General features: G+C 33.6%; 23 protein-coding genes and 1 pseudogene. 23 read left to right on the top strand and 1 reads right to left on the bottom strand.

The genetic code is table 11. The annotated features are described in order from the left end of the window. Positions 1–102 precede the first annotated feature (102 nt). On the bottom strand, positions 103–564 hold the full coding sequence (locus tag BUC06_RS18315) for a transcriptional regulator (protein WP_228423823.1): 462 nt from the start codon (positions 562–564) through the stop codon (positions 103–105). A 625-nt stretch (positions 565–1,189) separates the two neighbouring features. On the opposite strand from BUC06_RS18315, the gene BUC06_RS18310 reads away from it, so the two are divergent. The 23 genes and pseudogenes from BUC06_RS18310 (at position 1,190) to BUC06_RS18200 (ending at position 24,969) form a co-directional block, all read left to right on the top strand. Then, entirely contained in the window at positions 1,190–4,183 is a 2,994-nt protein-coding gene (locus tag BUC06_RS18310; RefSeq protein ID WP_073335439.1) for a SusC/RagA family TonB-linked outer membrane protein, read from the top strand. A 40-nt stretch (positions 4,184–4,223) separates the two neighbouring features. Beyond that, positions 4,224–4,811, top strand: a complete 588-nt coding sequence (locus tag BUC06_RS18305) for a RagB/SusD family nutrient uptake outer membrane protein (RefSeq protein ID WP_073335438.1) — start codon at positions 4,224–4,226, stop codon at positions 4,809–4,811. 31 nt (positions 4,812–4,842) lie between these two features. Beyond that, entirely contained in the window at positions 4,843–6,306 is a 1,464-nt protein-coding gene (locus tag BUC06_RS18300; RefSeq protein WP_228423821.1) for a helix-turn-helix domain-containing protein, read from the top strand. 46 nt (positions 6,307–6,352) lie between these two features. Further along, entirely contained in the window at positions 6,353–7,198 is an 846-nt protein-coding gene (locus tag BUC06_RS18295) for an RteC domain-containing protein (protein WP_073335437.1), read from the top strand. A gap of 244 nt (positions 7,199–7,442) precedes the next feature. Then, positions 7,443–7,706, top strand: a complete 264-nt coding sequence (locus BUC06_RS18290) for a helix-turn-helix domain-containing protein (RefSeq protein WP_066439470.1) — start codon at positions 7,443–7,445, stop codon at positions 7,704–7,706. Between the two features lie 16 nt (positions 7,707–7,722). Continuing rightward, on the top strand, positions 7,723–8,265 hold the full coding sequence (locus BUC06_RS18285; RefSeq protein WP_073335436.1) for a hypothetical protein: 543 nt from the start codon (positions 7,723–7,725) through the stop codon (positions 8,263–8,265). Between the two features lie 6 nt (positions 8,266–8,271). Further along, positions 8,272–8,523 carry a DUF3853 family protein gene (locus BUC06_RS18280; protein ID WP_073335435.1) on the top strand — a complete coding sequence of 84 codons (252 nt, stop codon included), beginning with the start codon at positions 8,272–8,274 and terminating at the stop codon, positions 8,521–8,523. A 1-nt stretch (position 8,524) separates the two neighbouring features. Continuing rightward, a complete protein-coding gene (locus BUC06_RS18275) occupies positions 8,525–9,277 on the top strand; it encodes a ribonuclease H family protein (RefSeq protein WP_073335434.1) in 753 nt (250 codons plus the stop codon). A gap of 46 nt (positions 9,278–9,323) precedes the next feature. Continuing rightward, the gene (locus BUC06_RS18270) at positions 9,324–9,530 is read left to right on the top strand and encodes a hypothetical protein (protein ID WP_027379063.1); all 207 of its coding nucleotides are present in this window, start codon (positions 9,324–9,326) and stop codon (positions 9,528–9,530) included. An 82-nt stretch (positions 9,531–9,612) separates the two neighbouring features. Next, positions 9,613–10,743 (top strand): hypothetical protein, encoded by a 1,131-nt coding sequence (locus BUC06_RS18265; protein WP_073335433.1) that lies wholly within the window; start codon positions 9,613–9,615, stop codon positions 10,741–10,743. A gap of 436 nt (positions 10,744–11,179) precedes the next feature. Then, complete coding sequence (locus tag BUC06_RS18260; protein WP_317041436.1) at positions 11,180–11,995, top strand: toprim domain-containing protein; 816 nt, start codon at positions 11,180–11,182, stop codon at positions 11,993–11,995. Between the two features lie 575 nt (positions 11,996–12,570). Continuing rightward, positions 12,571–12,966: a single-stranded DNA-binding protein gene (locus BUC06_RS18255; RefSeq protein ID WP_073335431.1), complete on the top strand. Its 396-nt coding sequence runs from the start codon at positions 12,571–12,573 to the stop codon at positions 12,964–12,966. Between the two features lie 12 nt (positions 12,967–12,978). Beyond that, a pseudogene (locus BUC06_RS18250) lies at positions 12,979–13,707 on the top strand (PRTRC system ThiF family protein); the annotation flags it as partial. Between the two features lie 810 nt (positions 13,708–14,517). Beyond that, positions 14,518–17,427 (top strand): HsdM family class I SAM-dependent methyltransferase, encoded by a 2,910-nt coding sequence (locus BUC06_RS18245; RefSeq protein WP_139263395.1) that lies wholly within the window; start codon positions 14,518–14,520, stop codon positions 17,425–17,427. After that, positions 17,424–18,095 carry a hypothetical protein gene (locus tag BUC06_RS18240; RefSeq protein ID WP_073335429.1) on the top strand — a complete coding sequence of 224 codons (672 nt, stop codon included), beginning with the start codon at positions 17,424–17,426 and terminating at the stop codon, positions 18,093–18,095. Before BUC06_RS18245 ends, BUC06_RS18240 begins: the two co-directional genes overlap by 4 nt. A 1,020-nt stretch (positions 18,096–19,115) precedes the next feature. Continuing rightward, positions 19,116–19,907, top strand: a complete 792-nt coding sequence (locus tag BUC06_RS18235) for a hypothetical protein (RefSeq protein WP_073335428.1) — start codon at positions 19,116–19,118, stop codon at positions 19,905–19,907. A 60-nt stretch (positions 19,908–19,967) separates the two neighbouring features. Continuing rightward, a complete protein-coding gene (locus tag BUC06_RS18230; RefSeq protein WP_228423818.1) occupies positions 19,968–21,059 on the top strand; it encodes a hypothetical protein in 1,092 nt (363 codons plus the stop codon). 37 nt (positions 21,060–21,096) lie between these two features. Beyond that, a complete protein-coding gene (locus BUC06_RS18225) occupies positions 21,097–21,420 on the top strand; it encodes a bacteriophage spanin2 family protein (RefSeq protein WP_139263394.1) in 324 nt (107 codons plus the stop codon). A 32-nt stretch (positions 21,421–21,452) separates the two neighbouring features. Then, positions 21,453–21,815: a hypothetical protein gene (locus BUC06_RS18220; protein ID WP_073335425.1), complete on the top strand. Its 363-nt coding sequence runs from the start codon at positions 21,453–21,455 to the stop codon at positions 21,813–21,815. Then, on the top strand, positions 21,812–23,275 hold the full coding sequence (locus BUC06_RS18215; protein WP_073335424.1) for a relaxase/mobilization nuclease domain-containing protein: 1,464 nt from the start codon (positions 21,812–21,814) through the stop codon (positions 23,273–23,275). Before BUC06_RS18220 ends, BUC06_RS18215 begins: the two co-directional genes overlap by 4 nt. A 40-nt stretch (positions 23,276–23,315) precedes the next feature. Continuing rightward, positions 23,316–23,966, top strand: a complete 651-nt coding sequence (locus BUC06_RS18210; protein WP_073335423.1) for a ParA family protein — start codon at positions 23,316–23,318, stop codon at positions 23,964–23,966. Positions 23,967–23,986: 20 nt separating this feature from the next. Further along, positions 23,987–24,529 (top strand): hypothetical protein, encoded by a 543-nt coding sequence (locus BUC06_RS18205; protein ID WP_073335422.1) that lies wholly within the window; start codon positions 23,987–23,989, stop codon positions 24,527–24,529. 119 nt (positions 24,530–24,648) lie between these two features. Further along, complete coding sequence (locus BUC06_RS18200) at positions 24,649–24,969, top strand: DUF4134 domain-containing protein (protein WP_082811093.1); 321 nt, start codon at positions 24,649–24,651, stop codon at positions 24,967–24,969.

Raw genomic sequence — 24,969 nt, 5'->3', positions numbered from 1 at the left:
ACATCTCCTATTTAGAAGTGGATTATGACGATTAAGATAATAAAATAGTTAATGATAGCAACTTTATAAATGCTAGAGACTAAAAGGGATAATTTCACATTTTCAAAACAAACTGCTGTTGTCAGTTTTTTTACTTCTTCGGTTATTATGTAGTTTAGCTTCGTCTTCGGTTAATACCCTTTTTTCAAGTATGACATAGTTTTTAATTACATTACCATCCTTGTCAAAATCAACGGTGTCATTTTTCCTTCTATTTACTAGAATTCGCAATAAAACAAGATCATTACTTAAAATTTTTTCAGGTAAGAGTTTAGTATAAGAACTTAATCCCAAAGCCTTCGCAGCAAGATGCATCTTTCTAATGTTATAACGAGCGTTCGAGCCGAAATTTTCAACTTTACCTACATAACCATCTGCAAAACCCATTCTTTGTGATAGCTCTACCTGCGATATGTATTTGTCCGCTCTTCCTCTATATTCCCTAATTATATCAATTATAAAGAGGTCAAGTTCAGATATAATAATTTCAACAATTTTACCGTCCACCATTTTTAATATTTCCACCAATTACAACATTCTTTAAAAAATACACACATCCATATTTGGATGTATTGAATTTTATACATATATTTGCTTTTTACGTTATAATACGTAATTTTGCGATACTTCAAAGAAATATAGAAGCTATTGCTTAGAACCTCGTACTAGAAAATCGCCAATTTTCAAAACAAATGCAACGAGACCATAAGTAAAGTAGCTCACGCTTCGGCGTGGGCTCACTTACGGAGTTTGTTGCAAGGTGTTTGGCGATACCTCTAGTACAAGCGATGATGTAGTGAGTTCCACGCTGTTTTTTTCTCAATGCTGTTCGTTCGCTCTACATTCTAAGCCGCTTCCACAAAATACAGTATCAGACTGCACGATACAATGGGGTGTAAAATCCATTGTGGCTTTAAAGCTTTCACGGGACACAATTTCATTCATATTATTTCAAGATGTGCTGGGGCAGGAGGTTTTGCTATGTCCTTACTGAAGCTTCCTCCCAAGCATCATCAAATAGATACGCTAAAAACATATTCAAGAAACAGAAAGTGTAACGTAACCATAGAAAAACAAAAGCTCTTTCCACAAAAGTTGACTGCTAGCGTAGGAAAGAGCAAAGTCTAACGAATTAAACCTATTCAAAAGTATGAAAAAAAACTTTTGCAGCCTAAGTCATCTTCAAATGGCTTTTGGCTTCACCATGCTCGTCTCCGGCGTAGCAATAGGGCAGATGCGCACCATTACAGGCACTGTCACGGAAAATAACCAGCCAGTCAAAGGTGTTTCCGTATTTCAGGAAGGTAAAGAAGAAGTGGCTGTGACCAATGCAGCAGGTGTTTACCGTGTTCAGGTATCGGGAGAAAACCCGGTGATCATTTACCGCCATCCGGATTATCCCGAAAGAAAAATCACTTTAGGCAGCAGGATAACCGTCAATATCTCATTAGGTAAAGAAAAAGAAATTGAGGAAGTTGTTCTCAATGCAGGTTATTATAAGGTCAAAAATAAGGAAAGAACAGGAAGCATTGCCAAGATCTCAGCCAAAGACATCGAAAACCAACCTGTCACCAATGTCCTTGCTTCAGCGCAGGGTAGGATGAGTGGGGTTTCTATTACCCAGAATTCAGGGACTCCGGGAGGTGGATTTGATATTCAGATACGAGGCAGAAACAGTCTTCGTACTCGTGCGAACTCTGAAACCGACGGAAACCAACCCCTATATATAGTGGATGGAGTTCCCATTGTAGGAAACGTTACCTCAAGATACGGAGCCGGAATTTTACCGAATGCTGATATCAATCCTTTAAATGCAATTAGCCCCAACGATATTGAAAGCTTTGAAATTCTCAAGGATGCCGATGCTACCGCCATCTACGGTTCCCGTGGAGCGAATGGAGTAGTACTCATTACCACCAAAAGAGGAAAGAAAGGAAATGTCAAACTTTCCCTGAGTTCTTCTTATGCTCTGAGTCAGACTTTATCCAACCTCAAGATGATGAACACAGAACAATATATTGCCATGAGAAAACAGGCTTTTGCCAATGACAATATTTCTGTGTATCCTGCCAATGCCTACGATGTGAACGGTGTTTGGGACAGCAACCGTTATACTGACTGGAGGAAAGAACTGATCGGGAATTTTGCCACTTTGTCCAACACACAGCTTTCATTAAGCGGAGGAAGTGAAACCACCAGTTTTCTGGTTAGCCTGGGACGTCTGGAACAGACCACAGTATTCGGGCAGGATTTCAGGTACAGAACCAATACAGTTTCCGGAAATATCAGCCACCGCTCTCAGAACAGAAAATTCAGTTTTAACTCATCCAGTTTATTTTCATCATTAGATAATAATCTGATCAATTCTGATATCACAAGGAATGCGTACAGTCTTTCTCCTAATGCACCCGCTTTATATGATGCTAACGGCAATCTGAATTGGGAAAATAACACGTTTACCAATCCTGTTGCCGCTTATGAGAATTCATATTCCAACGATAATCTTCAGTTCATGAATAATATGAGTGCAGAATATGAAGCATTTGAAAATGTCAGGATCAAGTTTAACGGCGGATTTAACTATCAGACCCTTGAAGAGTGGTCTTTACGACCAAGTACAGCTTTTAATCCTTCCACTGGAGCAACTTCGCTTAATTCACAGTCTTCCAAAAGCAACATGAACCGTTTTTCTATGGTCATCGAACCACAGATCACCTGGCTGTATAAAAAAGGAAAACATCAGCTGGATATTTTGGTAGGAGGAACTTACCAGAGAGATACCAACGAATCAGGTGCTATTCAGGGAATCGGTTATGAAAGCAATTCCTTTATCAATAATATCGGAGCGGCACAGACCAAGGTCATTCTGGATCATATCACCACAGAATACCGATATGCAGCATTTTTCGGGAGGGTCAATTATCAGTTTGATAAAAAATATATTGTCAACATTACTGGTAGACGAGATGGAAGCAGCAGATTCGGAAGCAATAATAAGTTTGCCAATTTCGGTGCGGTAGGAGCAGCATGGTTATTTTCAGACGAGAATTTCCTTAAAGATAGTTTATGGTTGAGTTTCGGAAAACTGCGAGGAAGTTTTGGTTCCTCTGGTAGTGATAATATCGGAGATTATCAGTATCTGAATACATTCGCAACATCAACACTGATTTATAACGGAACATCAGGACTCAGTCCAACCAAATTATTCAATCCGGATTTCAGTTGGGAAAGAACAGTGAAAATGGAGGCGGCTCTTGAACTGGGATTGTTTAAAAACAGACTGAACATGACGGCAGCATATTACAGAAACCGCTCCGGAAATCAGTTGGTGGGCTACCAGCTTCCCGCAGTGACAGGATTCAGTTCGGTTTTAGCGAACTTGGATGCAGTTATTCAGAATACAGGGTTTGAATTTGAATTGAGAGCAGATGTTCTAAAATCTGAAGACTTCTCATGGAACAGCTCTTTTAATATAACATTTCCTCAGAATAAATTAATCTCATTTCCGGGTCTTGAAGGTTCTACCTATGCGAACAACTATATTGTTGGAGAACCCATTTCAATCATTAAACTATATGAGTTAACCGGTATTAATCCCGCTACAGGATTATACAGCTTTACGGATTTCAACGGTGACGGAAGAATCTCATCACCAGACGACCGCCAGATTGTGGAAAATATTGGGCAACGGTTTTTTGGAGGATTAAGCAATGAGCTGAGATACAAAAACTGGAACTTATCTTTCCTTTTGCAGTTTGTAAAACAGCAGAGCCGAAATTACAACTCAATTATAACATCACCGGGCATCATGACCAATCTTCCGGTGGAAGCGCTCAATGTCTGGTCTCCTCAAAATCCAAACGGACTCTATATGCCGTACAGATCTGTGAATTCATCTTCTAACACCTTATTTCAGACCAGTACAGCCAGTGTATCTGACGGATCGTTTATACGCTTGAAAAATGTTCAGATCAATTATACCATTCCGATGCGCTCATCAGTATTTCGGGAAGCTAAAGTCTACTTTCAGGGACAGAATCTTCTGACATGGACGAAATATTTCGGAATTGATCCTGAATTTACATCCGTAGGTTTCTTACCCCCTTTACGTACTTACTCATTGGGAGTACAGATGACCCTTTAATTAAATGATCTTGAATTTGAATGATTAAAACAAAAAGAAAATGACAACAAATATTAACAAAATAACGGCAGTCGCATTGCTTTACGTCCTGACTGCACTGATGTCGTGCGAAAAAATGCTGGAAGTAGATCTTCCGGAAAATCAGATGCTGTCTGAAACAGTGTTTCAGGATGCCCAAACTGCTAATTCGGTACTCTCAGCCTTATACGCCGGACTTTGGGAAGCTTCCCCGATTGCAGGAGATCAGAGCGGCAGAATTTTGAGTCTTTACACCGATGATCTGACGTATTACGCAGTGAACGCAACCAACGGGCTTCCCGAGATTTCAAATAATACTTTGATAGACACCAATCAATTTGTAAATTCACTGTGGTCTGCCGCCTATCAGAAAATATATATCAGCAATTCCATTATCGAAGGGCTGGATAGCTCAAATTTTATATCAACTGCTGAAAAAAACAGAATGACAGGCGAAGCCTTAACCATTCGTTCTTTGCTCTTTTTTTATCTGCAGCAAATCTACGGTGATATACCGTATCCCGTTACCACTAATTATCAGATCAATCAATCCATTGTTAAGACCAATGCTGATGAGGTTTTACAGCGAATTGAATCAGACCTCATATAGAGACGGCAGGCAGTTTGACTTTGCTAACAAAATGAAGTATGCAGACAGCGCACTGGCGATAAGTATTAAATACAAAAATAACGATGATATCAGCAAAGATTATTTAAGCAAAGGAATCATTTATTATTTCTATCAAAAAAAATATAAACTTGCTTTGAATGAATATTTAAAGGCATATGAATATTCAAAGGATTCAAAAGATGAGTACAATCATTATAAAGTTGTCTATCACCTTGGAATAGTAAAAGAGCATTTGGGATATTATGATGAAGCGTTGGAACATTTTAGGAATTGCGCAGAATTCTACAGCACCAAGATGAATAGTAAAATGCATGAAAATATACTTTTTAACTATAGAAAAGCTTATTATAACTCACTACATCAGATGACTATAGTTAACCGCTATCTCAAAAATTTTTTAAAAAGTGACAGTTTGAGTGAATTAGGATATCAACTAACAAAAGATGATCAAGATTTTCTTATTGAAAACAGTTACTTTCTGAAGTGCAAGGGTATTTCAAAATTTCACAAAGGAAATTATACCGAAGCACAAAAAGATTTAGAGCAGGCACTACCCATACTGTTGCAAAGAAATGATTTTGCATGGTCATCCGTAATCTATTATTATCTAGGAAAGATTTCTGAAGCAAGAAATCAGGTATCAAATGCTATCAAATATTATAGTGCAATCGATTCAATTTTCGAAAAGCAACAATTTATACTTCCCGAGATTTATAGAAGTTACAATTATTTAATTAGCCATTATAAGAACAAAGATGTTAATAGACAGCTTTATTATACTAATCAGCTTTTGAAAGCTGATAGTTTAATTACAAAAGATTACCCTTATTTATCAAGTAAATTACATAAGAATTACGACCGAAGTGCTTTGATACAGGAAAAAGAAAATATTGAGAAAACATCTAGAAATAATATGTGGTTTGCAAATATTCTAATCTTAACTGGATCAGTTGCGTTTATAATTCTTACATACAAATATGTAAAAAATCAGAAAATAAAAAAGCAGTATGATTTACTTCAAAAAAGAATAGTGCAAGGTAACAATATAGTTGTGGATAAAAAAGTAAATGTATCAGCTGACATTTCAGTAAGAAAAGTTTTTCTTACTCCTGAATTATCCGATGAAATTAAAACAAAGCTGGAGAAGTTCGAGAAGGATCTCCAATTTACAAAGAAGCGTTTGACACAAAATAGCTTAGCTACCAAATTTAACACCAATTCACGTTACTTATCCGCATATATTAATGAAAATAAAGGGTTGAGTTTTAACAAGTACATAGCAGAATTACGTATTAACTACATTACTAATTTATTAAACACTAACAGTAAATACTTAAATTTTACATTAGAAGCTTTAGCTGACGAGTGTGGAATAGTTGCTAGACAAAATTTTTCAAAGGTTTTCTTCGAGATCAACGGGATTCGTCCAACGGATTATATAAAAAAGCGAAAACAAGAGCTCGGTCTAAGCTGAATATGCCTCCCGTAAACGTTTTTTTGTAAATTTCTAAAAAAAGGACATGGTAACAAATACTATTTTTAAAGAAATTACTCAATTACATAATGAGTTAGAATCAGAAATTAATAAAGTTTACAACGAAGATAATGATGTCGTCAAACTTGCGGAAAAATCTTTAATTCTAATTGATGATGCAGTACGAAAAGTAAAAGAAATGATTTCACCTCATCATTTTGATACAATTGCTCAAGAAATATATTTTTTCAAGAAAATAAAACCTCAGTTTATTTCAAAATTTATTTATTACTCTACGATCCTTGATGTTGAGACTCACAAACCTAACGGAGGCAGTAAAATAATCAAGGAATATTATGAGACTGAGCAAGGAAAGCTTAAAGATTTCCATACTGAACAATCAGAATTTTACAGCTATTATCGAAGAGAAGCTACTTATCTCGACCATAAAATATTTGTAAGAAATTCTTACGATTTAAAAATGAAGTTATCTTATGGTTTTTATAATTTTGATACGACTTTTACGACATCCCATGATCATATTATAGCAAGATTTATCGCCAATCAGCTATTCGATCAATATTTAAAAGAGTCAATCGAAAATCTTTATGAAAACAACAGGAGCGGTAGAATTTTATCACCTTTAATATGGTCCGCTTCGAAAGTGGCTTTAACTGAGTTGCTATATGCTTTGCATCTAAGTAATTGTTTTAACGCTGGTCATACTGATTTATCTGAAATTTTCAGATGGGCGGAAAAATCTTTTGATATTAGTTTAGGGAACTATCACAAGACTTTAGGCGAAATAAGAATAAGAAAAATTGAAAGATCTAAATTTCTAAATTTACTTCAACAAAATCTTAGTCAACATCTGGATGACTTGGACATTTAAGGTCTTTTCATTTCGGTAGTACGAAAAACTACCGAAAAATACCTAAGTACAAAAAATCATATAATTTATAATAAATAATTAAGGTTTAAATTTATTTAAATGCTACCAATTTGTTCCAGAGAATCTCTTTCTACACAATATTGAACAAAGCTTTTTATCAAAAAATATCTTTCGGTAGTACCGAGAAACTACCGAAAGATGTTAAGCGTGATTTTGAAATTTTGTCGAACAAAATAATTGACAAATGGCAATATCTATTATCACCAAAGAAGACCTGCAGCAATTCAAAATTGAACTATTGGAAGGCATTGAAATATTACTCAAGGGTAAGACGACAGAGCAAAAATTATGGCTTCGGAGCTCCGAGGTCAAGAAGCTTCTTAACATATCTTCAGGAACCTTACAAAATCTGAGGATCAACGGAACATTATCGTACAGCAAGATAGGGGGCTCCTTGTATTACAATTATAAAGACATCCAAAAATTACTCTCGGATGTTAAACATTAATTTTTAATACGGAATTATGAAGAATAATAAAAATATCATCGGCTTTTTTGAGCGTGTTATTGAAGATGATCGATTGTACCCCTCTCACATCAGTATGTATGTTTCACTTTTCCAGTTCTGGAGTTTGAACCGGTTTCAGAATCCTTTTCGGATTAGCCGGGAAGATGTGATGAAGTTAAGTAAGATCAGGTCAATCGCTACCTACCATAAGTGCATCAGAGAACTTTATCGTGCAGGATTTATACGATATTCACCAAGTTACAACTCGTACAAAGGAAGCTTGATCGAGATCATTGATTTTGACAGTGAAAAAGCAGGTGGAAAAAAAATATCTCAAAATCAAAAATTCTTACCACAAGATGATATTCGGTTTTTAGTTCCGGTGTTTAATGAAGTTGAGTTATATTTTACTGAACGGGATCTCCCATCTGCTGAAGCAGATCGTTTTTTCTCTTTTTATCGATCTAAAAACTGGAAATTGAGTAATGAGAAACCAATGAAATGCTGGCAGGCTGCTGCGAGGAATTGGATCTCTGAATTGAAAAAATCTATAAATTAAGAATAAATGAAGAATATAGATCCCAAAACTCCGATATGGCGACTAACTGTCGAAGAATTTTTGGAGGTTTCCAAAAAAATTAATTCGGAAAAAAAATATGAATATGGATTGAAAGGTCTGGCAAAAATGCTGGGATGTTCTATTTCGAAAGCCTCGGAAATAAAATCTTCAGGAGTTTTGGATGACGCCATCATTCAAAACGGAAACATTATCATCATTGATAAGGAAAAGGCATTAGCGCTTTTCGCACAAAAATAAGATGCATTACCTTGAATTAATGCAGCGGTTTTGGGATTTTAACCAAAAAACATCAATTGGAACAACGGGAATTTCAATGTACTTATACCTGCTGAAAATTGGTTCTGACAATGACTCTTGTGATTTTCAAATTTCTGATGTTGTCATAAGCATAGAATTAGGGGTGACTAGAAAAACGGTAAAATCCACTAAAGAAAAACTCCGGAATTTAGGATTAATTCAATACCAAACAACAAGCGGACTTGCGTGTAAATACAGGTTAATAGGAGATTATCCTTCACAAATTTCTAGCCCTGAAATGGTGAGTAAAGAAGAAATTGGAAAGGAGGAATCTATTCAAAAAACAGTAGAATCCGGAGTTTCATTACTTACAGATCGTCCCGTTCAAAATTTTTCTGAAAACACCAATGATCACGAAATTGAAAGCTATTTATCGCAAACAATACAATCCTCACAACCACAACCAACAAATCAAAAAGGGAACGATGAAAATATTCCGTCTTTGGAAGAATTTATGACGTATGCGGAAACATTAAAAATTTACGAGCCTGAGTTAGATTCTGAAATACAATCGAAATATGAGAATTGGAAAAAGAATGGATGGAAAAATAGTTCTGATAGACCCATTACCAATTGGAAATCTTCATTGAAAAGTACGTTACCTTTTATGAAAGGTCAAACGGAAAGCCATCAACTTTCACTTCAATCCATTCCGGATATCAAACGTCCAAAATCCCAAAACGGCAACCTTTGAAACCTAGGCAAATGTCTAGGATAAGAACACACTAAAAAATTAAATTATGAAAATATCAGATTTAAAACCCGGTCAAAAAGTAACCATCAACGGAATGCTTGCCGAATACAAAGGAATTCAAAAAGTGAAGATCCCAAATTTCGGTAAAGTCGAGAAAAGGGTCTTTCAAGGTGAAGGAATTAATATTTACAAATATTACAGTATTGCAGACGGTACTAAAACGCTCGAAAGCGAGAAAATCAAGTTGATATAAAATTACAAATCGATTTTAATCAATTTAGAATATAAGGAAGGAAAATAAAGATTGAAATTTTAAACCAAATTGAAGCATTATTATGGCTGTACCGGAAAAGGATTTACGGTTGATCCGCAAGAAATTTGAAAATAGTAATGAAGTAAATCCTGAGAGAATTCGTTTGGGAAACCATTTCGTGGACGATTTCATTTTCGAAGGTCACGAGGCTGCGGATATTCCCATCAATGCGCTTAGGGTGATATTTAATATTGTCTCTACCATCAGTAATGAGCAATTTCGTCCTGAAGACCGACCTAAACAACTTTCCTTATTCGATGAAGAGTTTGAAACCGAGAACAATATTTTCGCTTCCTTAAAAATCAGGAACAGCAAAATTTCACCAAGCGGTTCTACTAAGCAGGTGGTAGATGCTTACGAATTTCTTACGAAGTTCAAAATGAGCTGGTACAAATCTACTAATTCCAAAGGCAAGGAAATCAAAACTTTTGGAGGACTAATTTCTATACCTAGTTATGACCAGAGAGGTTACACTACGTTTTTAATCAATAGTTATTGGCTTAAAAAACTAATGGTTATTCCGGAATACAATTACGTTTTGTACAATTTGGTTTACAATATCAGGAACAATAAGCATATTATTTTCGCTATCTGGCTTGCAAAGCTGCCTGAAAACGGAGCTGTTTTAAAACTCTCAACATTGAACAAGAAATTTGGATTGAAGTATAAAACTTCCAAGGATTTTTGTTTCAAATTTTTAAAACCTGCAAGAATCAGTTTGAATACATTCAATACGCTTTCCTTCAATTACAAGTATAGAGGGGATTCAATTTTTATTGTTCCTTGTTTAACTAAAATCATTTTGAACGACAATTTATCCCAAAACACAAGAGAACAATTGGAATCAAGCGAAGCGTATCTTGACCATAGGGAAAAAATTGGCCAAAGATTAAGTTACATCAGAAAAAGATATGGTCTGCACGAAAATGAATTGCTTCAGTTTTCCCATCAATACAGAAACGTTCCACAAACCAGAGTTTTGATAGAAAAGGCATTCAAAGAATTTATCCGAACAGCTCGATTGAAAGAAATTAAATCTACGGAATTTCAAGGAAAATTATTTCTGAATGAAATTCAGGAACATCTCATACAAATTTATCGGCGTACAAAAATGGGAGAATTATTACCAAATGGTTATCCGATAATTATTTGAATTCCGGAATTGCGCTCACCCGGAATTCGGAATTGCGGTCACTGAAGTTAAGAAAATGTTAAAATTCCGAAACTTTTGATTGAGATTTCGGAATTGCGCTCACTCCGAAATTCAGAACCCACTAAAAATATGGATAACTACGAGTATAGTATTAAAAATGAATGAAAATAGAAAGTTGAATTCGGAATTGCACTCACCCGAAAACTGTTGTTTTTTCGGAATTGCGGTCACTCTACTTTCGGAATTGCGCTCACAAGAATTCGGAATTTCGCTCACCGAAAAAACGGCTCAAAACCTTTGCCATAAGAGGATGCAATGCCTCATTAAAAGTATATTAAAAGTAATTAAAAAGTCTTTTTTTTATTAAAAAGGAAAATGTGGATAAAAAATTTGCTTTAAAAAAAAAAAAATGAATTGCGAAGAAGTAAAAGAAAAAGTGAATATAAGAACAGTTTTGGAATCGTTCAGCCTTTTTCCTGTTAAAGAGAATCGGAAAACTGCATTTTATTTTGCGCTCGATAGGGAAGAAAAAATCCCGAGTTTTGCGGTTGATTTCGTTAAAAATAAAGCATTTGATTTCGGAACAGGGAAAAGTTATGATGTGATTTCAATCGTTCAGCAAATGAATCGATGTTCAGTTTCTGATGCTTTGAAGTATCTTGAGAAATTTGACTTCTCAGTTCAAAATAATACCCAGATGGAAGATGGCGACAAAGTCAAAAGTTATCAAATCATAAAAGTAAATCAAATTCAGCATCCTGCTTTAATTCAATATTTGAAATCCCGAAAAGTGTCTGAACAAAAAGATTTGGTAAAAGAAATTGAGTATATGTTGAATGGTAAGAAATATTTCGGAATTGGCTTTTTTAATAATTCCGGAGGAGTTGAAATCCGAAGTAAATATTCAAAAATATGTTTAGGCAAAAAAGATGTCACTTTGATGAAAAATGATTTGAATAGTTCTAATGAAATTGTGGTTTTTGAAGGTTTTTTTGATTATCTGACTTTTAAAAATTTGGAAAGTGCAGAAAGTTCAATTTCAGATTGTTTGATTCTCAATTCTACAGCAATGCTTTTTAAAGTCGATGATAAACTTAGAGAATATGACAAAATCTCACTTTTCCTAGATAATGATGATAATGGAATTACAACCAAAAAGGTTATCCGGAAAAACTATAAAAATGTTGAAGATTGTTCTTTGTTGTACAAAGATTTTAAGGATTTGAATGAGTGGTTTTGTGCAACAAAGTAAAAAGTAAAAATTTTGAAAATAATTTTAATGAGAAATTAAATTTTAAGAATGATAAAACTGGTTAAGCTTTAAAAAAACAGATTAGCGAATGTTTGATTTTCTATTTTTCCTACTATCAAAACCGTCTATTTAATCACTTCTAACTGATGTTTGGCTTTTTACTATTGCAAATGTAGGACAGTATCATTCACATAAAAAAATATTTTTGGGTTTCTATAAAAATTTTCTCCACAAGTTCCAATAATTTTTCCAGACACTCCTGAATCCTTCGGACAAAAATATTTCGAGCCACAATCCTCCAAAGCTTTGGAGGATTGTGGTTTTATATGCCTAATACTCTCCTATGATCATCGGCAAAGAAAAAGACGGAACCTCAGTTATACGAATCAATTAAATCGCAGACGGTCTTTGACATCAACGGAAAAAACAACAAAATAAAACAACAAATAATTCTGCTTTTCCAATTGGATATAAGCAGAAAAAAGAAAAAAAACGAGTGTCCTCGAAACCAAATCAATCAAATCGAAAATTTTAACAAACTCGAAAATAATTATTAACAATCAAAAATTAATATTATGAACATCGTAGGCAGAATTACAAAAAACGCAGAAATCAACAATTTAAAAAACGACAAACAAGTCGTTAATTTTTCAGTAGCAATCAATGACAGCTACAAGACTAAGCAAGGCGAAAGAAGAGAACAGACCACCTATTACAACTGTTCTTATTGGCTAAGTCCAAATGTTGCTAAGATTTTAACAAAAGGAACTTTGGTAGAACTTATAGGCAGAGCAAGTGCTAGTGCGTGGATTGGAAAAGATGGAGAAATAAAATCGGGACTGAATTTCCATACTTCTAACATCAAAGTACACGGAGGTGGAAAAAAGTCTGACACAGAAGAACAACCAGCTTCACAGGCACAGAAGTCCAATGTTTTTGCGGAAGATACAGACGATGATTTACCATTCTAAAAGCATTCAAATATCGGGGCGGGTGGAACAGGTTCAAAAGTATTGACCGCTTTAATGGAAATGAACCATTCATTGATTGAATTGGGACACGCAGGAATACAGGTGCGGTTGTGGGATGATGATATTGTCACAGAAGCAAATCAAGGCAGACAGCGTTTTGCAGAATGTGAAGTAGGATTGCCAAAGGCAGTTGCGCTGATAAATCGGGCAAACCGATGGTCTGGAACGAATTGGAAAGCCGAAGTCAGAAAGTTTGAAAGAGATTCTTTAGGAAGAATTCAAGAGAATATGCAGTCCGCAATTTATATGTCGTGCGTTGATAATGTCAAATCACGATTTGAAATTGCTGATATTCTGAATGAATTGAAAGAAGGTAGGAGGCTATACAGAAACCAGGCTAAATATTGGATGGATTTTGGAAATAATCGATATTCTGGGCAGGTTTTGCTTTCTACAGTTGAGAATATCAAACAACCAAATTCAGAAAAGTATCAAACTGTACCGAATCTTGCTTATGTGACGGAAGAATTTGGAGAACTGCTATTGCGGTCTAAAACCGAAGACGATATACCAAGTTGCAGTTTAGCGGAAGCATTGGAAAAGCAGGATTTGTTTATTAATTCAGCATTGGCACAGATGGGATGCTCATTACTATGGAATTTGTTCCGCAACGGATTGACTGAAAACCGGGGATTTTTCCTAAATCTAAAAAATTTCCATTCTCAACCCATAAAACTATAAAAAAGTCGCCTGACCAAAAATTGGGCGGCAAAAATGCAATTCCTCCCAACGGTCGGAAACGCATTTTTGCGGAAAGCGGAACAACCCCATTTCTAAAACAATTCCGGACTTTGGCTTTGGTTTGTTTTTGAAAAAAGGTTGTAGGTTTTAGTTGAAGATGTATAAATATTTTTTTTCGCCTCAATATTATCCCAAATCATCAAAATATTTATTTTTTGTGTAGTATTGCAAATAGTGATGTGTTTAATAACTAATATGCGTACTTAAGGGTTTTTGATAATTAAGATAGTACACAAGTTACAGTTTAGCAAAAATTTTGGGAAAAGTGGATTTGTTTATAATTTCTTTTTCAAACTTATTGGAGGTTCTCCTTTGTCAATGTCATCCTTTATAGATGAACAAGCACTTACATATGTTCCTTAATTATAAAAATCAGTTCTAAATCAATAAAACTATCAAGTAGTCTGAAGCTTTTTTGCGTAGTTTTGGTTTTTTCCTCCGTATACAGTTGTAACTATTTCGTTGAAAACCACTGCGACTGTATTCAAAGATGTAATCCTGATTGAAAGTTTTTAAGTAAGTAATTTACTTAAATGTACACTTCACAATCAAATCGAATCCTTGTACGAACAAAATTTAAATATGTTAATGTTTAAAAAAAATCGAATCTTGCCTTCTGCTGTTACAAATTTTAAATAGATAATATGTATATATAATAATATATAGATATGATGTCGGAAAGAAGGTAATAAAACCTAAATTAACTATAAAACAAAGCAAAGATTTTAGTACTTTTGTTAGTTGATTAACGTGGATAATACTAAAGTTAAAAATACTGATTTCCTAGAAGACATAGCAAAACTTGGTTTTGTTATGGAAGACGATTGTCTGTATTTAACAAATAAACAAAGCTCAATATCTGACCCAGAAATTCAATTTCATATTGAAAAAGCAAATGAGCTCAAGGTTTCCGCGGTTTATCTGCGTAGACAGATCACCGGAAGTTATAAGCCCCAAGTTTATTTGTTTGATTTCACAGACAGAAATTTTGAGGAAGCAGAAGAAAATGAGATAGCTGATATCCAAACACGGATATGGAGTAGTGGAGAAGCTCCCTTAGCTTGTGTGTTTTACAACACCGAAATAAAAATTATTGACTGTACCAAACACGTAACGAAAGATTACAAACCAGAATATTTAATAAAGGATTTACAATTAGCTGGCACAGTTAACAATCTATACAACGAGCAATTTGCTATAAAAATTAAAAGTGGTATTTTTTGGGAACAAGAGGAGCTGAAAAATAAATTTAAATTTCAAAACTCTGCTTACGATAAGTTGATAGATAATATTCGTTTTGTTGCAAATAGGCTAACAAAAGAGTTTGAAGATGCATCTTCTGAAATAGTCAATAAGATTATTATTCAAGCAATTTTAATAAAGTATTTGGAAGAGAGAATCGATAATAAAGGCAATAAATTATTATCAAAAAAATACTTCCAGAAATACGATAATGCGAGCACTTTTAATGAAGTATTGAAGCAGAAGGGTAAATTTGCTGAACTTCTTTCAGACTTAAATACAGATTTCAATGGAAATGTATTTAAATGGGAAGATGAGGAACAAAAACAACTTAAGACATTAGATTTATCAATCGTTGCTGACCTATTAGCAACAGATAAAACGAGTTTGGGTTCTGAGCAGCTTGAAATTGACTTTCCAGATTGGAGGTATTTCGAGTTTAAGTTGATACCCGTTGAGCTGATTAGTCGTTTATATGAGGAATTTTTGGGAGAAGATAAACAAGAAAAAGGCCTCTATTACACACCTTCACATTTAGCCAAATTGTTAGTTGATGAGTGTATTCCGTTAAAAAGATATAAAGATTTTGACTTAAAAAGTTACTCGATTTTAGACCCCGCCTGTGGTTCAGGAATTTTCTTAGTTGTCGGCTTTAAACGATTAGTTCAGATTTGGAGACTTCAAAATAATATGAAGACTCCTAATATTGCAATTTTGAAATCGATATTAAAAAATATTTATGGAGTAGATAAAGAAGAGCAAGCTGTTAGATTAGCTTCTTTTAGTTTAAGTTTAGCTTTGTGCAATGAATTAAATCCCGTGAAAATCATCAACGAATTACGATTTGATGATTTAACCGAAGAGAATTTAATTCATTCTGATTTTTTTGAATGCAAATCCATTGAAAACAAAAAATTTGATTTGGTAATTGGTAATCCTCCTTTTAAAACAGGTGCAATTTCAAGCTATTCAAACGTATGGGAAATCAATAATAAAAAAACAAAAATTCCACAAGGACAAATTGCTTTAAAGTTTCTTTCGGAATCATTTAGTTTTTTAAAAGACAAAGGATTGGTTTGTTTGATTATTAAATCATCTGGCTTGTTATATAATAGTACTTCCAATGATTACAAGAAAGTTTTGTTTTCAAACTACAATGCAGTTCAAATTTTAGATTTTACTGCCTTAGCTGAAGGTAAATCTCTGTGGGATAATGGGGCAAGAGTCGGTTCTGCAGCTATATTTATCAAAAATGAAAAACCAGATTTTAGTAAAAATATTTTACACCTAACATTTAGAAGGACTAAGGCAACCAAGGAAAGAATTGTTTTCGAAATAGATGATTACGATTTGCATTTTGTAAACCGGGAAACAGCTATTAATAATCAGTTTATCTGGAAAAATAATTTACTCGGAGGTGGAAGAATAAAAAATCTTGTAGAGAAAGCAAATAATTGTAAATCTTTTGAAGAATTTCTTAAGGAAAACGATTGTGTTTTTGGAGAAGGTTTTAAAATAGGTTCAAATGGGAATTTGAATCCTGAATTTATTTATTCTTTAAAAACTCTTCCGACAGAAGCTATAAATGAAAATGAAATAATTATAGAATCATTAAAGGATATTTCAAGAAGTCAAAAATTTGAGAAAATTCCAAACGAATTAATATTTAAAGCTCCTAATATTTTAATCAAAGAAAATACAGGTCACGTAAAAATTCCAATTCACCTAAACAACTATGACTTTTCTTTCCAACATAAAATTATTGGCATTTCTGGATCAATAAAAGTACTTCAACAAATAAAAGAGACATTCGATAATAAAAACGAATTATTCAGATTTTTGATTTTTTCTTGTAGCGGACAGGTGCTTATAAATCTTAATACGGCATTGTTGAAAAAAGATCTAATGTTTTTGCCTTTTTTTGATTTTCCTTTATCTTCATTTGATATAAATACAATAAATGATGTCAATAACTATACGCAGGATTTTCTTAGACGTGGTGAAAATTCAAAAGCTATAAGCAAAATTACAGGAGATAAAAATATTAAAAAAATTATAGGTAATTATGGTGCTGAATTTTCACGAGCATTAAATACAATTTATGAAGATAATAATCGTAAATTCAGATTGTCTGACGTTATTCAACTTGAAAACTCATTAATTGCAACTGTCTTTAAGTACGACAGCGAAAATAAAGAGCCGAATTTCAGTAAAGACTTTTCTGCACTAAATATTGAAGGACTTACAAATAACGAAATATCTGCACATCTTTCCGTTAATAGAATAATAAAATTATATCCTCAAAAGGATACTGTTGTTTTTATAAAACCTAATCAATATAGGTACTGGCTCTCTTCTACAGCATATCGTGATGCGGATAAATGTTTCTCTGACCTTTCAAATTTAAAAACAGAATGATAGCGGAGGAAAATTTATATAATAAATCCAATCCTCAGATTAGTATTCCAAATACTAATATTATTTTGCTTATCAGTAAGCTGATGAAATCTGTTGTACCACATTTCAAGTCATATGTAGTTTCTGATTTCTATAAAAAGAGAAAACTAAATGAAGATGATTTTACGCAAATTTATATCGAACAAGCTCAAATCCTAATTAGAAAATATGATTATCCATTTAATATTAACGGACAATACCGTGATATTACAAATTTAAGCAAAGGTTTTTCAGATTTTTATTTTTATCCAAATGAACAAAATGTTTCAACTTCGTCTCTTTTTTCGGTAGAAAGTAAACGGTTGCCATCTCCTGAAAAATCAAGAGAAAAAGAATATGTGATCGGAGATAATAATAATGGGGGAATACAGAGATATAAAACTGAAAAACACGGCAAAGGTATTTATGAGTGTGGTTTGCTAGGTTTTGTAGAAAAAGAAAGTTCTAACCATTGGATGACTACAGTTAATAGTTGGATTAGGGAATTGGCACAAACAGATAAGAATTGGAAAAATGATGAAATTTTATCGGAATTAGAATCTAATACAGATTTTAGTTACTTAGGATCTACTGCGCATAGAGAAGATGGTGATGTTAATTTGACCCATTTGTGGGTAATTGTAAATTAATACCGTTTTCAATATACGATTTTTTGAAATCCAGACCTATAAATCTTATCCTAATGGTGTTATCGCTGCCAATAACTCTATCAATTTAAATTTTTTAGTTTTACCAGCTACCAAATGGTCTCTATCTCTTTACTCTTAATGAATCTTTTACTCTGCAACTTATTGAATAACTCATTGTGATAGTATTGAATATTGATTTTTAAGAATGTTTTTATTCAGTAAAATGTAATATCCAATATTGCGTCTATTTTCACTCGTCTAACCATTATTAGTGATTAATTGTTAGTTTTGGGGTATGAATGTCTTTTAAACAATTTCGTTTCAACTCATAATACGTGCGTAGATTACATACATGCTGTCTGCATAAAAAAAGGATCCCAATCATCAAACCTGCGTAAAATAAGTACAGCTAGAGTTCATACCTGCGTAAATCAGATACAGGTCATCAACATATAATAGGACAATATTAATAATCGAACCTGCGTAATACGAATACAGTTGCAATCTCATACCTGCGTAAATTAGATACAGGTCACCTGCGTGAAATAAGTATAGGTTAAAATCATTACATTTTGATTTACAATACTATAGGTAAATTCTCACTTTACAAGCAATTATTATTTTTCTTTCATACTTAAAGACTTCACTTTTACACTTTCCCAATAAAAACAATAAAACTTACTGATTATCAATACTATAAATTACTTTTCAGGATTCCGAAAAATAAGCAGCTTTTTTGAGCAAGATGTGTCTTTGTATATACAAACTTTTCAAGTTTGATATACAAAGACAATCTTGCCTTTTTCTTCAAAAAGGGTAAAAAAATTGCGGAACTTGTTTTTTTGTTTTCTGTGAAATTAGGTTTAAGATTCCAGATTAATCCAGATTATTCTTTTTTAATCTCCATAGATTCCAGAATCATCCAGATTCATCTTATTTAGCCCAGCTCCCATTAACACTATTGTTTTCAAGGTTTTGATGTCCCAACTTTGCAGAAGAAATGTTAACCAAAAAAACGAAATGAGAATACCTTTTTATTTTTTTATGCTATTTATAGTCATAACTATTCGGGGACAAGTCGGAATTAATACCAAATTACCAGAAGCTACTTTGGATGTTGTAGGAAAACCAAGTGATTCTTATCATTATGATGGCATAATTCCTCCTCGTATTACAGGCGATCAGCTTTCAAAAAAAAAATACTCCACTTCAAAAAATGGTGCAGTAGTATTTGTAACAACTCCATCAACAAATTTGTTGGGACAGGTAGTAAATGTTGAAGAATCAGGACTGTATTATTTTGACGGGCATATGTGGCAAGCACTTTTAAAAAAACAACGAGCAGTCGAGTACAGAATCATATTGACTTTTGACGATACTAATGATGATATGTTAACAGCGGAATCGAAATGGAATGAACCCATTGACTTATGGGAAGATAAATATACCTATTTAACTTCAACAAAATATTACAAAATTGGAACAAAAAAAATTGGAGGTTTGAAAGGCTCGATTGTCTTCAAAAAAATTGATGGAATTATAAATATTAAACTCGAAATCTCAAAGAAGACTGATTTTAATAATGTTGATCAAGATGTCAAAATAGATATTTCTGGTATATGTAATGAAATTGGTTATTTTCCAACTGATATTGCTTTTCTCCATACAGAAGAGAATCCAACATTTATAATTCCTATTTATTTTCAAAATAAAAGTATCTACATTCCATCAGTCAATTTTAGCTATATCTCCTCAAATTTAATTGGATCATTTCAAGGCTATTCCAGTTGGATAAGACCACACTTAAGATGACAAACTTTAATGTCAATTATATTTAAAAATAGAAATATCGATTCTAAAAACAATAATAAAATGAAAACACTTATTTATCTTTTTTTGTCCTTTTTTGGTATAGCTGTTCACGCTCAAGTCGGAATCAATACCCAAACACCAGAAGCAACATTAGAAGTTGTAGGCAAACCCAATGATACTAATCATTATGATGGAATTATTCCACCGCGTATTACGGGAGAACAACTCGCAGCAAAAACTTATTCAACTGCAAAAAAGGGAACTATAGTCTTTGTGACGTTACCTGCGACAAATTTAGTTGGCCAAGTGATTCATATTACAAAATCAGGTTTATATTATTTTGATGGTAGTGCGTGGATACCTTTTACTCAAGAAGACCCTCTAAATAATGTTGCTCTCAGAGGAAATTCTTCAACAGTAGAACTTGTTGTCAAAAGTAATCTCCATCTTGATTTTGATAGTAAGGAAAATTATACACTTGGAAATTCCCGAGGTCAAATTACAGGCGAGTATAATTCCATCGTTGCGACAGATTCTAAGATTACTTCAGGAAAAGGAAATTCTGCTAGTTTTTACGCAATGTCTCAGGGAGAAATTACAGGGAAATTGAATTATGGAGCAGGTGTTTCGGCATTAAATGGCATTGTAAACGGAACAATTTCAGGAAGCAGAAATATTGGAATCGGAGCAGGAGCAATGTCATATATCACTTCCGGGAATGATAATATATCGATAGGATATTTGTCAGGTACAGGAAACCGAACAGGTTCCAATAATATCTTCATTGGTACAGGAGCAGGAAGTCCTGCCACTGGTAACAGAAGTGTTAGTAACAAACTCGCTATACATTCAACCCCCGTCACAACAAGTTCAACCAACTTTTGGGATAGTATTACGAATAATTATACGGATTACAAATTCGCGTTGATTTCGGGGGATTTTTCTGAAAGATGGCTAAACATCAATGGAAAATTAAGTGTCACGCCTTCACAAATGCCTAATGCAGATAACGATTCTTCATATACGAAAAGAGTAGTGGCTAAATCTGATGGATCATTTGGTTTTGCAACAGAATTTATTCCTCAACCTCCACCTGTAGGAAGCTATGTTCTAAAGAGTGTAAATGGTGTGGCAAATTGGGAAGCACTTTAATGCACAGCGAATTCAATTATACTTAGAAAATAGACCAATGAAAAATTACCAAATATTTTTAATTCTGTTATTATGCATTTCATTGACCTCCTGCAAAACCATAGTAGCTAATCCTGGGAAACCATTAATTGAAAGTTCAATAGAAGTTGGCAGAAGCTATGAAGTTCAAGATTTTAATGCAAAAGTACTTAATCTAAAAATCACGGGATTTGATAAAGATTGTATCTATGGAATTTCGGCTAAGAAAGAACAGATTATCCTTGAGAAAGCAAGCATTAGGCAAATGAAGAAATGGAAAATATTGAATTCTGTTTTTGTAGGCGCTTTAGCAATTGCTGCTCTAATTTTTATTCCAATTTAGATATACCTGAATGAAACTATTTACTATTTCAAATGAGTCCGATTGAAACCGAGAATAAGACTATCATTTTTAGAATCAGTAATCAGAAAAAGCAAGAATGGAAAAAAATATGCGATACAAGAAATATTTCGCTTACAAGTTTAATCATCAATTCTGTCGAAAACAGGATTTTGGATGATGATAGAAGAAAGGTTCTCGAATTCATCGAAAAACAAGATAATGTTTTTGTAAAGATTGAGACCAATATCAATCAGGTTGCTAAGATTGTAAATGCGCAAAAATTCATCGGTTCAGAAGAGTTAAAAGTTTTTTCTGAAAAGCTTTCAGAAATGATAATTCTAAAAAAGGAGCAGAACAAAATATTTGAAAACATTTATTCTTTGCTTTCAAAATGATTGTTAAAATAATGAATCCAGCTGGATCTGACTTTCCAGGAGTTAATTACAATGATAAAAAAATAGACAAAGGAAAAGGGGAGTTGATGATGATGAAAAACTTTCCATCATTTATTAATGAAAATAGTGATAAGCAGCAAGTAAGAGATTATTTAAAAGCTATTTCGGCTGGAAATAAAAGAGTAATTAAGCCTCAATTTCACGCAACAATTTCGACCAAGTTCAGGGAACATTCAAAAGAAGAACTTACAAAAATTGCTGATGACTTTATGGATGCATTGGGATACGGAAAACAACCATTTATTGTGGCTTTCCATAATGACACAGAGAACAATCACATTCATATTGTTACAACTCGAGTAGATAAACAGACTGGAAAGAAAATTAATGACAGTTACGAAAAGTTAAAAGCTCAAAAAGCTTTAGCTAATACTCTCGAAAAACTTTACGGAATCAAATCGGAGGAAGTATTGAACAAACTGTTGAAATACAAAATGAGTTCTCTCAATCAGTTTGAAACTTTACTTAACAGAAATGGCTATAAACTGGGCAAAAACACAAATGATGCAAAATCTTTGACCATTTTAAAAAACGGAGTGATCGAGCGAACATTATCAGGAGACCAAATTGTTTTTGATAGTAGAAAAAATGGGAAAAGGACAAAACAACTGAAAGCCATTTTTTCAAAATATAAGGATATTTACTCCAATAAGGTTTTCAAAGTTGAGGATTTTAGAAAGCAGGAAGCGATGCTTCCCGAGGAAAAGCAAAAAGCTGATTGGACACCCATAATTGAATTCGAAAGTGAACTTCAGAAAAAGCTGAAAGATGTTTTTGGGATAGACTTAATATTCCATCATAAAGATGATTTTCAACCTTTTGGTTATACGGTCATTGACCACAAGACAGGCTCAGTTTATAAAGGAAGTGAAATAATGAAAATGAATGAGTTGTTCGAATTCACTTCGGAGAAAATGGATAAGAAACTGTTTGAAAGTCTTAAGGATTACAATATTCCAAATGATGAAACTAAAGTAGTACTGCAAAGGTTTTTGAAAGATAGAAATAGGAAAAATGAAATAAAAGATTTTATGCTTTTTGAGAATAAAAAGCTGAAAAGTAAGGAGACATTTGGAGCTATAAGGGATGATGTAAAAGAATACCTGAAAAGCCAAAATAAAGAAGATGTTAATATCATCAAATCAGAGGATGGAAAATATTACATCGTTCATTCAAGACTTCATTACATCGGAGAATTGGAACCAATGATTGGGGAAAAGAAATATCAGGAATTCCTAAACCCTCAATTGCAAACGGCGCAGCAAAGCGAAAATAAGGAAGGAGGTGAATTTAAAAAAGCTGTCAATGAAATGCTTTTTGAATTAATGAAAAGTACTGGCCCTGCAAGAGACCCTGCTGAAAATGAACTTAAAAAACGAAGAAAAAAAAGAAATAGATAAGTAAAATGCAGTTCCAATTATTTAAAAGATATAGAAAATTATGATAATCACTTTTGCCACACAGAAAGGAGGAACCGGTAAAACAACGCTTGCCATTGCTTTTGCCAATTATATTTCTGTTAATTCTAAAAGAAAGGTCAATGTATTCGATTTCGATTTTCAGAAGTCATTTTATCATAAATGGAAAGAAGACGAATTGCTGGAAATTCCAAAATTATATGATGTTGAGATAATAGATGAAGAAAACGAACAGCCTTTCTCGGATTTTGAAACTTTGATCGAATTGAAAGAAAGTGAAGAAATAAACATATTCGACCTTGCAGGAACATTGGATGTGAAATACAGCGACCTACTTATCTATAGTGATTTCATTGTCATTCCTTTTGAATATTCCAATGTCTCTGCGAAATCAACGTTGGTCTTCATTAATTTTTTGGGACTGTTGGAAAGCCAGGCGGAACGAATATTTATCCGTTCGAAATATGATAAAGGCTACAAATACCTTAATCAGGATGGAATGGATACCGAAATCAGCAGGTATGGAATCTTACTGAAAAGTCCTGTATTCAAAAGAAATTGTCTCCAAATCCTCGATACAAGGAAACTGACCTATGAACAAAAATATGCTGTTAAAAGTCCATTCGCAGAATTAATAGAACACATCAACAAATGCCTTGAAATTACTTTGTAACCACAAATACTTTACTAAAGATGATCAAAATAATTACTACTATCATAGCCGTTTATCTGCTTTATTACGCGGGAAATTTTGTGTACGATCTTTTTCTGAAAAAAGATAATTCTGGAAGACCGGAAGAAACTGAAGAGTATTCCCTGATGGAATTTTCAGAAAAAGACAAAAACGAAATACAACAAGTTGGAATCGATGATGTGGAAAATATCAATACTCCTAATTCTTTTAATCAAAAAGAGCTTTCTCCGTCTAATCAGGAGATGCAGGATGAAACCCGTGACCTTGATCACTTTCGAAAGAAGTTCGAATCAGAGCAGGATATTGATGACTATAACAATATTCCAGAAATATCAGAGAGAACAAAAGAAAATAATCATAAGGAAACTGCAAGTCTTGATTCTGCACAAATTGAGAATCAGAATCAGGAAAAAAAAGAAGCAGAATCACCTAAGCTCAAATCCTTTCATAGACAGTTTAAGAACTTTCTAAATCTCGCAGAAACCAACGTTCAGGTTCTTTCTGACCGTGACGGCTATAAGGTCTATCAGTCAATGATCTAAGAGATTAATCCACACATTTCAAATCTAAAATAATCCGCCAATAAATGACGGATAGCACACCCCATATGCCAATTTCTGAGCAAAATAAACACAATTCTTAACATAAATCTTCAATTATTATGAACTACAAATCTAAACGACATCAGCTGGTTAAAAAGTTATTAACTGCTTGTGTAATTCTTTTGGCTATTACCCCGGCATTTGGACAGGGTGGTGCAACAGCGATTTCCAATGCTGCCAATGATATCAAGGATTATTGGGATCCAATCAAGCTTATTCTAAAAGCAGTAGGAGGATTGGTCGGTTTCATCGGCGGTCTAAGAGTATATAACAAATGGACGAATGGTGACCAGGATGTCAACAAGGAAATCTTGGGCTATGGAGGTGCTATGATATTCTTATTGGTAGTTCCGGAATTCGTAACAGCATTCTTTGCTTAA

Source organism: Chryseobacterium carnipullorum, from assembly GCF_900142785.1.
GTDB classification, from domain to species: Bacteria; Bacteroidota; Bacteroidia; order Flavobacteriales; family Weeksellaceae; genus Chryseobacterium; species Chryseobacterium carnipullorum.
The sequence above is the reverse complement of the archived record's forward strand: the minus strand, read 5'-3'. Positions and strand labels throughout refer to the sequence as shown.